Below are 12,793 nucleotides of genomic sequence, written 5' to 3'. Positions count from 1 at the left end.
CCGCGCGTGGGGACGGGAAGATCGTCGACGTCGTCCCGACCTGTCGCGGAGAGGGCCGTTGCCTTCTCTGAGGCCACGCCGGTGCGTGCGGGCCCAGGACAGTGCCCGAGCTCGCTTAAGCTGATCTTCACAGCAACTGCCAGTCGCAAACAGGGGGATCAGCGTGGGAACGTCCGGGACAGCGGGCATGGCCGACCCGATAGAGGAAGCCGCCGCCCCGAGCCGCACCAAGACGCTCAACTCGTTGATGTGGGCGCTGGCGATCCCGCTGGTAGCTGTGACGGGAGCGGTCCTTGCCCAGTTTCCCTGGTCGTTGATCGGCATCGTCGTGGTGGTCCTCGCGGGGTTCACCGCGCCCGCCGTGGCAGGCGGCGTCTGGAATCGCGCGGGGGCCGCGACCTTCGCAGCCGTGACGACGTTCGCCCTCGGTCTCTTCGCGGGGCCCAGCCTGTTCGAGACGTACGTCAAGCAGGTCGGCGAGAAGACCGACGCCTTGGTCGCCGACACCGCGACGTACAAGAACGCTAGGAACAGCGAGCGCACCGTCTGCCGCGTCGTGGACACCTCGGGCAAGGTCCAGGACCTGACCGAACAGCAGAACTGCCAAGGCCAGTTCAAGCGCGGCCAGCACATCGTCCTGTACAAGGATCCACTGGACGTCCTCGAACCGTGGGCCGAGGCCACGGACGACCGAACTGTGGACGTCGTCGGCCTGTATGCCACGGCCGGCCTGTTCACCGCCACGACCGCGACGCTCTTCTACGCGGGAGCGCGGCGGCGGTCCGACCGGGTGGTGGGACGGCCGGCGGGGTGACCGCGTCGGGTCAGCCCGTTGCTGGGCTCTGCGGGGCCCTTGCCCGCACGAACCCGTGGCTCCGCTCCACCTTGGCCACATGCAGCGAGTAGCTCTCGTACCACTCCGCCCACCCGCGCTTCTGCGCAGCACGGTGCTCGGCGTTGTACCGCCACTCCGCAAGGGCCTTGGCGTCGCGATAGTACCCGACGGTGATGGCCAGCCCGCCAGGACTCTGCGCGTAATCCATTCCCAGGTACCCGGGAATGTCCTTCACCAGGTCCTCCATACGCGCGTTGGTCTCGCTGTAGCCATGCGGACCCAGGACCAGAGTCTCATGACGTCGACTGTAGGGCGGACGCACCCGGCGATACCGCGTCTTTCCTGAACGGGATCCACGAGGGATCCGACTCTTGACCAAAGCGGTCCGGAAAGGGTCCGCGTCGGCAGTCCTGTGCGCGTATCTCCTGGTTGAAACTGACGCACGTGCATCGAGCAACCGAGTCAGGTGTACACCGGAAAGGCCGACTGGAAGGCCAGGCGAGGCCCGGCGCCTGCCCCGAGCCGAGCGAGGACATCGTCGAGCGCGAGGAACTCCTCCCACGGCTCCCGCTGTGTCGCCGCGGCCAGCGCCTTGACGAGCCTGTCCTCAAGGCTGGTGACGCGCTTGTCCTTCCACACCTTGTCGGCTGTGCTGACCAGGAGGTCCTCGATCGTCACGAGGGGGTCGTCCCAGCTGGCGTGAGTGGCGGCGAACCGGGCCAGGGAAGGCGGGAAGCCACGGCTCAGCAGCAGCTCACGACCGGCGTCCTCGTGGGCTGAGCCGGCCCCGGTGAGTTCCTCGGGATGCAGGACCTTGCCCACGTCATGGATTGCCGAACCGAAGAGGACACTGTCACGGTCCACGCCCAGTTCCGGGTAGCGATCCCGCGCCCAGTCCGTCAGTTCCACCGCAACGTCGTGGACCGCACGCAGATGCGCCGCCAGCCGGGGTGGGGCGTCCAGCGAACGCAACAGTTCTGCCACCGCGGCCGGCAGCGGCCGCAGAGGCGGCTCGCCCGGGGTGTCCAGGGCAAGTACCAAGAAGTCCGTGGGCGTCGCGGTCATCCCGCAGACATTACCGATCGACAAGCAGCCGAGAAAACCGGTCGGCAGGTCAGCGGGCCGTGGCATCCGTGAAGACGTTGAGGAGCGCTTGAGCGCGGCTGCGGAAGGCGTCGTCCTGGTCGATGACGCGGTCTTCGACTCCCGAGCGGACCACCCGGGCGTCGCCGTCGGCAAGGACGGCGAGCCGCCGTAGGTGCTCGCCGGTCAACGCGCCAGGGCCGAGAGCTTGCAGCGCATCACAGGCACCCGCCGGATCGGCGTCCACCTCGGCTGACCGCAAGGCGGCGGTGGCGAGCGCGGTGCGGTCCAGTGCGTCGGGATCGGCCACGGCCATGAGGGCCGCTACCGCTGCCGGTGCCTGCGCCGGATCGTCGAGTGCGGCTTCCAGGCGGGCGGCGAGCGGTCGTCCGGCGGGGCCGAGGAGCGCCGCAGTGCGGGAGGCCCGCGCCACCGACCACCGGGACCAGGGATTTTGTCCGGCGCGGGAGAAGACCGAATCCAGAACGGCGACCGCTTCGTCCGCCTTCCCCGTGACGCGCCACAGAGCCTCGGCGACCTCCGTGTCCTTGTCCAGGGCAGGCGTGGCCTCGTCCTCGGGAGAGCTGAGCGCCTCACGAAGGACCGGCGCCAGCGCCACTCCGCGGGGACCGAGCGCACCGGCCGTTCTGGCGGCGTCCCGCAACTGACCGCCACCACACTGGAGTTCCTGTTCCAGGCAGCGCAGTAGGGGCGCGATTTCGCCGGTGAGGTCGTACAAGGCCTTCGCCGCGAGGAGGACGCCCTGCTCGGCCCGCTCCCGCAACGCGGAGACGGCGACGGCCCGGGCGCGGTCCGCCGGGGCTCGGTCGGCGGCGACGGAGGCGATGGCCCGAGCGGCCTGGCCGGGAAAGCGCGGGAGCGCCGCACACAGCTCCGGCAATGCCGGCGCCGCCTCGGCGCCCCAACCCGCTAGCAGGCTTGTCAACTGGGACGGCTCGTTGCCGCTCAGGTCCTCGGGCCGGGCGAGACGGTCCCGGACGGCGTCGAGGAGCTCGCCGTCGTAGGGGAAGGCGAAGTCCTGCGGCCGCCGGAACCCGGCGGCCGCGTCGAGGGCGCGCGGCCGTCGCCCGATGCCGGCGGCGAGGAGTGGTGCGGCCTGCGTCGGCGCGATGAGCACGAGCGCGGCCAGGGCCCGGTCCGCATGGTCGTCGTCCCGGTGCGGATTCCGCCCGGCGAGCGGGGCGAGTACGTCAGCGGCCGGTGCGGCGACGCGGCCCAGACGACCCAGGAGAGACGCCATGGCGAGCGCCGACTCTTCGTCCACGGCCGCCGCAATCAGGCTCCGCACCAGTCGCCGCGGGGCACTGCGGGAGAGCATGCACGCGCGATCGGCCGCCCAGAGTCCTTCAGCCCGTACCGGGGCCCTGCCGTCGCGCAGAGCCGCGTCGACCAGGGTGAACGCCGCGTCGCGCGCCGCATGGTGGCCTCGGCCGAGAAGGGCCTGGACAACAGCGGTCAGTGGCTCGGCGCGTGCGTGGTCGAGATCAGAGCGCAGGGAGTCGGCAGGCAGCAGGGACAGCGTTGTGGTCTGCAGGGCCTCGGTCCATGGAGCGTCCGCGTCGAGGCCGGCGAAGACGGCGGCCAGACGCACCTGGGCGGGGGAGGACGGTTCCAGGACCGTGGCGGCCAACGCCGCGCCGCCCGGGGGATCCAGCCGGGCAATGCCGGCCAGGACCTCGGCGCGTACGGCGGCCTCGGACTCCTCGTCCCAGCGCGGACGGAGGCGCGGAAGCACGATCCCGGTCGCACGGGTGTGGGACACCGTCCAGGCGGCGATCCGGCGGACCTCCGGCTCCGGGGAGGCCAGCAGGGGAAGCAGCAACGGGAGCTGCTCCGTCACGGCCGCCCGGACCTCGCCCGCTGCCACGCCGTACTCGTCCTCGCTCTCGGCCATGCCCCCGAGCAACGCCAGAACGTCCGCCGTACCGTGCCCGGCCGCCGCGATCCCGGCCAGGAACGGCACCGCCTCCGCACTGGCCGCGTAGACGGTCCCCTGGTGCAGAACGCTCCCGTAGAGCTCCGACAACGCCTCCTCGGCGTCCGCGCCGGCCAGCGCGCGCAGCAGATCGGGAACGTCTTCCGCGCTGCCGTACGCGTGGGAAAGAGAGGACCAGGGACGGTCATCCAGGCCATCGAGGGCGTGTGCGAGATCCATGCGGAGCATCGTGTCACCGACCTCTGACATCACCTTGCCTTGTCTATCGAATTTCGATAGATTCCCATCGTGAATCGATGGAAGGGCGGGTCATGGGAAAGCTGGCGGTAGGTGCGCTGCGCACCGTGCTCGGGGTGGTACTGGTCGGCACCTTGTTCGTGCAGGCGGGGATGGTGTGGGCGTTGGTCGGCAAGAACGACCCGGAGGACGGGACGCTCCCACTGACCTCGCTGCGGGTGATCACGATCCTGGGCATGGTGGCGGTCCAGGTCGCGCTGGTCTGCGTCGGGCGGCTGGTGACGATGGTGCGGCGCGGAACGGTGTTCTCGCACGCCGCGTTCCGGTACGTGGACGGTGTGATCGGCGCGATCGTGGCGGCCGCCCTCGTGTGGTTCGCGGTCACGGCCGTCAACGCGCCGGGCCAGCGGGACGACCCGGGCGTCACTCTCATCATGGGCGGGATCGGCGTGGCCATCCTCGGGGTCGCGCTCATCGTGCTCGTACTGCGGATGCTGCTCGCCCAGGCCGTCGCACGCGACGTCGAAGCGACGCGGATGCAGGCCGAGTTGGACCAGGTGATCTGATGCCGATCGCCGTCGACATCGACGTGATGCTGGCCAAGCGCAAGATGTCCGTGGGTGAACTCGCGGACCGCGTCGGGATCACACCGGCCAACCTGGCGGTACTCAAGAACGGCCGCGCCAAGGCGGTCCGCTTCGCGACACTCGCCGCGCTCTGCGAGGTGCTGGAATGCCAGCCGGGCGACCTGCTCCGCTGGGAGGCCCTGGACGCCGTGAGCGAATGAACCGGGCCTGCTGACGTTCAGCGGGTGGCGAATTCCGGCGTGGGCAGGGCGCGTTCATCGACGAGGTGGTCGCCCTCCCCGTATCGCCACCCGCGGTCGCGGCAGTGACCTGGACGCGGTGACTCACTCAAGTCCGGCGGCCTGCCGAAGTGTTGCTCGATCGTCGGGTCGGGTCACATCCTCCGCCAACATCGCCACGACGCTCGCGTGCTCCGCGAACACAGCCCGGCACTGTTCACGCTCGGGATGATCGCTGTCACTGCCGAACCAGCGCACCACGCCCTCGTTGCGTCCGTCCGTCGGCTTGGAGAAGCCGGCGATGCAGACCAGAAGACCCAGCAGCCGGGACCGCACGGGAACCCGCGGGTCGCTTGCCAGGCGGATCAGGAACGGCAGCGCTGTCGGAACGCTCGGGTTCATCTCTCTGACGCTGTCGAGAAGGGAATTGGTGAGTACGCGCGTGGCCTCGGGCGCGGCAGCCTCATCGAGAAGGCCGTGCAGCAGCACCGGGATCGCCGCCGGGCACTCCGGGAACTCGGACCAGCGGACATCCTCGCATCCGAGGAGGGCGTGATGGCCACGGCCGGCCTCAGCAGCCAGCGGATATTCCTGGCGGAACCGAGTTATCGCTGTCTCCTTGGCGACCAGATTCGTACTGCACACCTGCCTGTCCCCGTCCTGTCCGAACAAACCCCGAACTCCACGTCAGCCGAAGCCTTGCGCGATCAGAGACGCACGCACAAGCCAAGACGCCGAACCGCGTCGTCCGCCGGGCCCGCTCGAACGCGCGTCGCGGCCCGGTTCGTACTCGATGCGTGCCGGGTCGGTCTCGCGTGTCAGCGGTGATTGACGTAGGCGACGAGTCCGCCGATGGTCAGACCCACCGCGCATCCGCTGCGGAAGGCCTCGTAGCGCATGGGCGGGGTGTGCTGCGCGTCGGTCATCGCGTACGGTGCGCGGATCCCCAGTTCCACGCCGCACAGGCACACGACGTACCCGTGACGCAGGGCGGCGGCCTTCCACTCGGGGTCGTGCGGGACCCAGGTGCGGGAGTAGATCTCACCGTCGGGCGTGCGCAGTTCCAGCCGGGAGTAGGTGTATCCGAAGCGCTGCTCCAGTTTTGGCTGTTCATCGGGCGTCTCGTGCAGCTCCCATCCGGGGATCCAGTGCAGGTCGGAGGGTTCGGGCGGTAGGCGCCTCATGCCGAACAGGATGGCGCCTTCGATCTGCGGTTCCTCGGGTATCTCGTCGGGCGAGGCCCCCTTCGGCGCGATGTACCCGAAGTAGCCCACGCCCAGGGCCTGCCTGAACTCGAAGAGGGCGGCGGGCATGTGACGTGTCTGCGCGTGATCGAGGGTGACCGTGCCTTCGGCGGTCTTCGGAGCCATCCGCACGTGCTCGAGCCGCAGCGCGGGGTCGTCGCAGAACAGGATCCGCCCGAGGTCGTCGATCTGTTCGAACTGATACCGGCTCATCTTCTGCAGCCCTCCGGTTGGTTGCCGTTCCGCGTCCGCGATGCCGACGATGGATTCTTGAACGATCCTATTGAAGGATCGTTGAACAATCCATACTTTGGAACGCGTGCACCACCAGGCCGGCGGTTTCATCGAGAGCAGGGGTGAAGTTGAGCGTGGAGGAAGTACACAAAGGGCGGACAGGCGTGGGCCGGCGGGTGCTGGTGGGTGCCGCGAGCAGCGGCGCGGCGTTGGCACTGTGGGCTGCCGTACGGCTGATCGAGCGCACAGCCTTCGTCACGCATGCCCAGTGGATCGACGTGCTGTGCGCGCTGGCGCTTCTCGGCTGCGTGTTCCTGTCCACGTCCTGGTACTTGGGCATCCATTGGCTGCTGTGTGCGGTATGCCTCCTCGGGGTGCTGTTCCTGCAGAACAAGGAGCTGGATCAGCAGGCACTGCACGAGCGCGGGCGTACCGAACACGTCAGGGTCCGACAGATTCAGTGGACCGACGGCGACGGCATGGGCGACAGCGCCCACCTCTACACGGTCACCGTCCTCGACGGCCCACCGCTGGCTCCGATCGAGGAGAACGGGGGGCTCATCGGCTGGAAGTGGGTGGTAGGCGGCACTTACCCGGTGACCGTCGATCCGCAGGGCCGTGTCCCGCCCAGGCGGGGGGACAAGCCAGGGCCCCCGGTGATCCAGCAGCTCCTGCAGATCCCACTCGGCCTCGGCATGACCTTCGCCCTGTGGCGGCCCGCGGACCTGCTCCTGCGCCGAAGACCGGAGCGGAGCAGCGGGCCCCTACGTCCCTGGAGATGACGCGTCGGCCAGAGCCCGCTGGATTTCGGCTGCGGGGAAGGGAGTGCGTTTGCTCTGGGTAAGGAATCGACGGTGGAAATCGTCCAGGACGATGGCGTGTGGAGCGTGACGGTTGATGACCGCGGCGATGTCGGCGGGAATGCCGGTGGGTTGGCGGCCGTCCACCCATTCGCGCAGGAAATCCCCGTGTTCGGCACCGTCGCGCACGCCGTCCGGCAGATGGTGGCGAAGGAGGTGGTTCGGTGCGTAGGAGCGGTCGTAGACGAGATGATCGGCGAGGAAATCGCGCTCCTCCGCCGAGAGTTCGAAATCGCGGCTCAGCGCGAGCCCGAAGTCGGCGAAGTACACCCGCCGGCCGTCCGTGAGCAGATTGGTGAAGTGCGCGTCGAAGTGGACCAGTCCGCGCGCGCTCAGGAACTCCGTCCCGCGCGCCAGCGCGTTCTCGACCCACTGATAGGGCGATTCGCCTCCGCGCCGCGACGGGGCCGCGTCACGGGTGTCGCCGAGCCATGCGGCGAGCGTTCGTGGCACATGCTCCAGGAAGAGCACGAGGCTGTAGGAGGACTGTCCGATGGCCTCCAGCCGACGCCGAACGGCCGACGAACCCTCCCAATGCGCTACGGCCCCCTCGACGCCGCCGAGCCCGTCGACGAAACCGTCCGGGGGAGTGTCGGGCAGGACTCGCCAGTGGTACAGCAGCGGGAAACCGGCGTACTCGTTCTTCAGCACCCAGCCTGTCGTCATGATGTGCGCGGCCAGCTCACGCCAGGCACCGAACCCCGCCGACCCCGCCCCGTACTGGTAGAAGAGAGGAAGCCCGAACACGTTCGCCGTCGACCGCACGTGCTCCGGCCGCAGTTCGACGTCCGTCAGCGGGACCCGTTTGACGAAGACGCGTACGCCCTCGACCTCCATCTCCGCCGACCTGCCGCCGATACCGGAGCCAAGACCTGGCGCGGCGGAGACCGCATCCGCAAGCCGACGGTCGCTGAACAGGGACAGCCGTGTTCCCACGGCCGCGCAAGCGGACACCCGCGCGCTATGCGCTGAGTCGGTCATGTCCATCGGCGACTCCCACCTGACATCAGATCCGGCATCTTTTGATCATTCCGGCTCGGCGGACGCGACTTCTCAGCGGGCCCCGGGCGTTGCATCCGTGTCGTGGACGAGTTCAGCGAGCTGGATGAGGAAGCTGTATGTTGACAGCCGTCCTTGAAGGCGCACGAAGTAGGAGCGGTCGGAGGCCTTGAAGACTTCGCGGCGGCGGGTCTTCCGCCGGCCGTGGTCAAAGCCGGTCGCCGCTTGCAGGAGTGTTGCCGCCGCTTCTTCCGCGCTTCCCTCGAATTCCGCGACGGTCTGCGCCTCCCGATCCATGTCCGCGACGCCGGCGACGGGTACGGCCAGCACGATCCATCGGGTCATCCTCGTCGAGTCCGTTTCTCTTTGGCGGCGCGGCGGGTGTGTCGGCCGACGTGATGTTATCGGGGTCAGTAGGCGCGTGCGATGACGGCGGTGGTGCCTGGTTGGTTGTCGTCGTGGGGCACTGATCCGTCCGCGGTGGTGAGGCAGCGTACGGTCACGCCGTGTTCGGCGAGTTTCGCCTCGCCCTCAGGTCCCAGCGCTGTCCAGGGAATGTGCGCCCAGCCGGTGTTCGCCGCCTCCAGGGCCTCCTGGACGGTGGTGACCTCGACGGTGTGGTCTTCGCGGTGTTTGCGGGACTGCGCCAGCAGCAGAGCCTGGTCGTCTTCGAGGACGGTCGGCAGGAGTGCGGGCAGGGCGTCGAGTGGTGTCGGTTCCTTGGTACCGGGCAGGCGGCGGACGAGTACGGCGGTGCCCTCGTGGAGGTCGCGGGGTCCGATCTCGATCCGTACGGGGACCCCTTTGAGCTCCCAGTCGACCGCGCGGCGACCGAAGGGCACGTCGGTGCGGTCGTCCACGTGTACACGGACGCCCGTGGCCGTCAGCCGTTCGCCGAGTTCGCGGGCCTTGGCGACCACGACCTCGTCGTCCTTGACGGCGAGAACGACCGCCTGGACCGGGGCCAGGCGCGGCGGGACGCGCAGGCCGTCGTCGTCGCCGTGCATCATGACCAGCGCGCCGACCATGCGGGTGGTGGAGCCCCAGGAGGTCTGCCAGACGTATTCCTGTCGGCCGTCCTTCGTCAGGTAGCGGGTGTTGAAGGCTCTGGCGAAGTTCTGGCCGAGCTCATGGCTGGTGGCCATTTGGAGGGCCTTGCCGTCGCCCGTCATGCCTTCGAGCGTGAGGGTGTTGATGGCGCCGGCGAAGCGTTCCCGGGCTGTCTTGCGTCCGGGTACGACGTCCAGGGCGAGGACGTTCTCCATGAAGTCGGCGTAGACCTCCTGGTGGATACGTGCCGCGTAGGTACGGGCGTCGTCTTGGGTGGCGTGCGCCGTGTGACCTTCCTGCCACAGGAACTCGGTCGTGCGCAGGAAGACACGCGGCCGCAGCTCCCAGCGGACCACGTTCGCCCATTGGTTGATCAGCAGCGGCAGGTCCCGGTAGCTCTGTACCCACTTGGCGAAGTAGTCGTTGATGATCGTCTCGGAGGTGGGCCGGACGACGGCGGGTTCCTCCAGTTCCTTGCCGCCGCCGTGGGTGACGACGGCCAGTTCGGGTGCGAAGCCCTCGACGTGTTCGGCTTCCCTGGTCAGATAGGACTGCGGGATGAGGAGGGGAAAGTACGCGTTCTGCGCGCCGGCCCCTTTGATCCGGGCGTCGACTTCCTGCTGCATCCGCTCCCACAGTCCGTATCCGTAGGGCCGGATGACCATGGTGCCGCGCACCGGCCCGTTGTCGGCCAGTTCAGCCTTGTTGATCAGGTCCTGGTACCAGCGCGGGAAATCGTCCGCCCGGGGTGTGAGCACGCGTGCTTTCGCCATGGCGCGCAGAGTAGGGGGCGGGCCCGCCCGGGCGCGAACCCATTACCCGTCGTACTTCTCGCACGTCAACGGCACACGAGCCGCCCCGCGGTCATGACGCCTTTCGCTGCCGCCTGATGGGCTCCCCGGTCCGGTGCAGGTGCGTGAGTGCCTCGCGGTACGACTGGATCAGCCCGGTCTCGTGGTAGGGCACGCCGATCTCCTCGCAGTACGCGCGTACGACGACCTGGGCCCGCCGCAGATGCGGAGACGGCATGCTGGGGAACAGATGGTGCTCGATCTGGTAGTTGAGCCCGCCCAGCATCAGGTCGGTGAGCGGGCCGCCCCGCACATTGCGCGAGGTGAGTACCTGGCGGCGCAGGAAGTCGGGCCGGTCGTCGCCGGTGAAGGTGGGCATGCCCTTGTGGTTGGGGGCGAAGGCGCACCCCAAATACACCCCGAAGAGGCACTGGTTGACGGCGAGGAACGCCACCGCCTTGCCGGGGGAGAGCACCAGGAACAGTGCGGACAGGTAGAGCGCCATGTGCAGGAAGAGCAGGCCGCCTTCCAGCCGGCGGCTCTTCAAGGAAGGCGAGAACAGCGCCCGTATGCCCGACACGTGCAGGTTGAAGCCCTCCAGCGTCAGCAGCGGGAAGAACAGGAACGCCTGGTGGCCGCCTATGAGGCGGGCCAGCCCACTGCTGTTGCGGGCCTGCTCCGTGGACCACACCAGGATGTCCGGGGCGACGTCGGGGTCGAGTTCCTCGTGGTTGGGGTTGGCGTGGTGGCGGGTGTGCTTGTTCATCCACCAGCCGTAGCTCATGCCGATGCCCAGGTTGCCGAAGAGCCGGCCCCAGATCGCGCTCGTGCGGCGGTGCCGGAACACCTGCCGGTGCGCCAGGTCGTGGGCCACCAGCGCCACTTGGCCGAAGACCAGGGCCATGAAGGCGGCGACCGCCAGCTGCCACCAGCTGTCACCCAGCACGGCGAACGCCGCCCAGCCCGCCGCCAGGAGTCCGATCACCACAGTGAGCCGCACCGCGTAATAGCCGTGCCGCTGCCGCAGCAGACCTGCCTCGGTGATGCGCCGGGAGAGCCCGGCGAAGTCGCTGCCGACGTCGGTGCGGAGTCTGCTGGGACGCACGGCGGCCGCTGCGGTCGCGACCGAGGCGTCGGAAGAAGTCGTCATGCACCCGAGTCTCGTTACGGCCCTCCCACCGGGACCAGCCGGTCAGCTGCAGGCCTCCCCGGGGGCCGAGCCCCCACCACCCCATGGGGTTGTCCCCACCCCCGTACCACCTGACCTGGCCCTGCACGCTCGCAGGCAGCGAGGCACAGGCCCGGCGCGACTGGGGGGAACATTCGTCCAATCCACCGGCGCCCACCGGCGGACACAGTGGGCCTATGACCACTGAATGAGAGAGAAGAGTTCCATGCGGATTCTGGTCTCGGGCGCCAGCGTCGCCGGTCCGGTGCTGGCCTACTGGCTCACCAGGCACGGCTTCTCCGTCACCGTCGTCGAGCGTGCGCCGGGTCTGCGCAGGACCGGCGGGCACGCGGTCGACCTGTTCCGGCCCGCGATGAACATCTCGGAGAAGATGGGCGTGCTCGCGCGCGTCGAGGAGCGGGCCACCGGCACGAAGCGGATGACCGTCTACGGGGAGGGCCTGCGCGGTCCCGTGCGGGCGGACCTTTCCAAGATCTTCGGTGCGACCTCCGAACGGCACGTCGAGATCATGCGCGACGACCTGAGCGAGATCTACTACGACGCCGCACGCGACGACGTCGAGTACGTCTTCGGCGACTCGATCACCGCGATCTCACCCGACGGTGAAGTGCGGTTCGAGAACGCCGCGCTGCGCCGCTTCGACCTCGTCGTCGGCGCGGACGGACTGCACTCCACCGTGCGCCGCCTCGTTTTCGGTGAGGAGAGCCACGATCACGCCTTCATCGGGGCCTACTTCGGGGTATTGACCCTGCCGAACGCCCCCGGCCTCGACCGTGAACTCCTCATCCACGTCGGCGTCGGCCGCACCGCCGGCCTGTACGGTGCCCGGCATCTCGGCGACGCGCGGGCGCTGTTCCTGTTCCGCAGCGAGCGCGAACTCGACTACCACCACCGCGACGTGCTCCGGCAGAAGGAACTGCTGCGCGCCGCGTTCGCCGGTATGCACGCCCACGTGGACGGCTGGCTGGACGAGCTCGACCGCACTCCTGCGTTCTACTTCGACTCGATCACCCAGCTCCACATGGACACCTGGTCGCGCGGGCGGGTCACGCTCGTCGGGGACGCGGGCTACTGCCCCGGTCCGGCCGTCGGCGGCAGCACCAGCCTGGCCGTCGTGGGCGCGTACGTCCTCGCCGGAGAGCTGGCACGGGCGGGCGGCGACCACGAGCGGGCCTTTCCCGCGTACGAGCGGGCGATGGCAGCGCATGTACGAGGCAGCCGCACGGTCGCGCTGAGTGCGGCGAGGACACTGATTCCCACGTCCCGCAGCGGCGTGTGGGGGCTGGCCCAGGGCGCGCGCCTGATCTCCGCTCTGCCCGCGCGCCCCAGCCGCGCCCTTCTTCGCCTCATCACCAAGAGCGCTCGCTTCTACGACTCCGTGAGCGTCGACGACTACCCGACGACGGATTAGCGCGGCGGTGATGGCGGTGCGGGCGGTGCGGGCAGTGCGGACGGTGCGGGAGTGAGGCCGGGGTTTGCCGGGGTTTGCGCCCCTGCCCATGGCCGCTT

The 12,793-nt window shown here is 69.1% G+C and carries 14 protein-coding genes; 5 read left to right on the top strand and 9 right to left on the bottom strand.

The genetic code is table 11. The features are described 5' to 3' along the window. The first annotated feature begins 187 nt into the window (after positions 1-187). Positions 188-814 carry a hypothetical protein gene (locus tag ACGFZS_RS40850; RefSeq protein ID WP_393799399.1) on the top strand — a complete coding sequence of 209 codons (627 nt, stop codon included), beginning with the start codon at positions 188-190 and terminating at the stop codon, positions 812-814. Positions 815-824: 10 nt separating this feature from the next. Here the strand turns inward: ACGFZS_RS40850 and ACGFZS_RS40845 are convergent, their stop codons facing one another. The 3 genes from ACGFZS_RS40845 to ACGFZS_RS40835 form a co-directional block, all read right to left on the bottom strand. Beyond that, positions 825-1,157, bottom strand: coding sequence for an antibiotic biosynthesis monooxygenase family protein (locus ACGFZS_RS40845; protein WP_393799398.1), 333 nt, complete (start codon positions 1,155-1,157; stop codon positions 825-827). Positions 1,158-1,297: 140 nt separating this feature from the next. Further along, complete coding sequence (locus tag ACGFZS_RS40840; RefSeq protein WP_393799397.1) at positions 1,298-1,900, bottom strand: HD domain-containing protein; 603 nt, start codon at positions 1,898-1,900, stop codon at positions 1,298-1,300. 49 nt (positions 1,901-1,949) lie between these two features. Then, positions 1,950-4,094, bottom strand: a complete 2,145-nt coding sequence (locus tag ACGFZS_RS40835; protein ID WP_393799396.1) for a hypothetical protein — start codon at positions 4,092-4,094, stop codon at positions 1,950-1,952. Between the two features lie 92 nt (positions 4,095-4,186). On the opposite strand from ACGFZS_RS40835, the gene ACGFZS_RS40830 reads away from it, so the two are divergent. Both ACGFZS_RS40830 and ACGFZS_RS40825 read left to right on the top strand, forming a co-directional pair. Beyond that, on the top strand, positions 4,187-4,678 hold the full coding sequence (locus ACGFZS_RS40830) for a DUF2975 domain-containing protein (RefSeq protein WP_393660679.1): 492 nt from the start codon (positions 4,187-4,189) through the stop codon (positions 4,676-4,678). Then, entirely contained in the window at positions 4,678-4,899 is a 222-nt protein-coding gene (locus tag ACGFZS_RS40825) for a helix-turn-helix domain-containing protein (protein ID WP_393660678.1), read from the top strand. The genes ACGFZS_RS40830 and ACGFZS_RS40825 overlap by 1 nt, the downstream gene beginning before the upstream one ends. Positions 4,900-5,022: 123 nt before the next feature. Here the strand turns inward: ACGFZS_RS40825 and ACGFZS_RS40820 are convergent, their stop codons facing one another. Both ACGFZS_RS40820 and ACGFZS_RS40815 read right to left on the bottom strand, forming a co-directional pair. Next, complete coding sequence (locus ACGFZS_RS40820; protein ID WP_393799395.1) at positions 5,023-5,589, bottom strand: hypothetical protein; 567 nt, start codon at positions 5,587-5,589, stop codon at positions 5,023-5,025. 146 nt (positions 5,590-5,735) lie between these two features. After that, a complete protein-coding gene (locus ACGFZS_RS40815) occupies positions 5,736-6,374 on the bottom strand; it encodes a hypothetical protein (protein WP_393799394.1) in 639 nt (212 codons plus the stop codon). Between the two features lie 155 nt (positions 6,375-6,529). Between ACGFZS_RS40815 and ACGFZS_RS40810 the strand changes: the two genes are divergently transcribed. Then, on the top strand, positions 6,530-7,177 hold the full coding sequence (locus ACGFZS_RS40810) for a hypothetical protein (protein WP_393799393.1): 648 nt from the start codon (positions 6,530-6,532) through the stop codon (positions 7,175-7,177). Here the strand turns inward: ACGFZS_RS40810 and ACGFZS_RS40805 are convergent. From ACGFZS_RS40805 to ACGFZS_RS40790, 4 genes are all read right to left on the bottom strand, one after another. Further along, complete coding sequence (locus ACGFZS_RS40805; protein ID WP_393799392.1) at positions 7,160-8,242, bottom strand: protein kinase family protein; 1,083 nt, start codon at positions 8,240-8,242, stop codon at positions 7,160-7,162. The two genes, ACGFZS_RS40810 and ACGFZS_RS40805, sit on opposite strands and share 18 nt — an antisense overlap. Before the next feature lie 66 nt (positions 8,243-8,308). Continuing rightward, on the bottom strand, positions 8,309-8,599 hold the full coding sequence (locus ACGFZS_RS40800) for a hypothetical protein (protein ID WP_393799391.1): 291 nt from the start codon (positions 8,597-8,599) through the stop codon (positions 8,309-8,311). 65 nt (positions 8,600-8,664) lie between these two features. After that, positions 8,665-10,077 carry a proline--tRNA ligase gene (proS, locus tag ACGFZS_RS40795; protein WP_393799390.1) on the bottom strand — a complete coding sequence of 471 codons (1,413 nt, stop codon included), beginning with the start codon at positions 10,075-10,077 and terminating at the stop codon, positions 8,665-8,667. A 91-nt stretch (positions 10,078-10,168) separates the two neighbouring features. Continuing rightward, complete coding sequence (locus ACGFZS_RS40790; protein ID WP_393799389.1) at positions 10,169-11,245, bottom strand: fatty acid desaturase family protein; 1,077 nt, start codon at positions 11,243-11,245, stop codon at positions 10,169-10,171. A gap of 226 nt (positions 11,246-11,471) precedes the next feature. Between ACGFZS_RS40790 and ACGFZS_RS40785 the strand changes: the two genes are divergently transcribed. After that, on the top strand, positions 11,472-12,695 hold the full coding sequence (locus ACGFZS_RS40785; protein WP_393799388.1) for an FAD-dependent monooxygenase: 1,224 nt from the start codon (positions 11,472-11,474) through the stop codon (positions 12,693-12,695). Positions 12,696-12,793: the final 98 nt, after the last annotated feature.

Source organism: Streptomyces sp. NPDC048288, assembly GCF_043201555.1.
Classification (GTDB): domain Bacteria; phylum Actinomycetota; class Actinomycetes; order Streptomycetales; family Streptomycetaceae; genus Streptomyces.
Note: the sequence above shows the minus strand (reverse complement) of the source record. Positions and strands in the feature narration are given on the sequence as shown.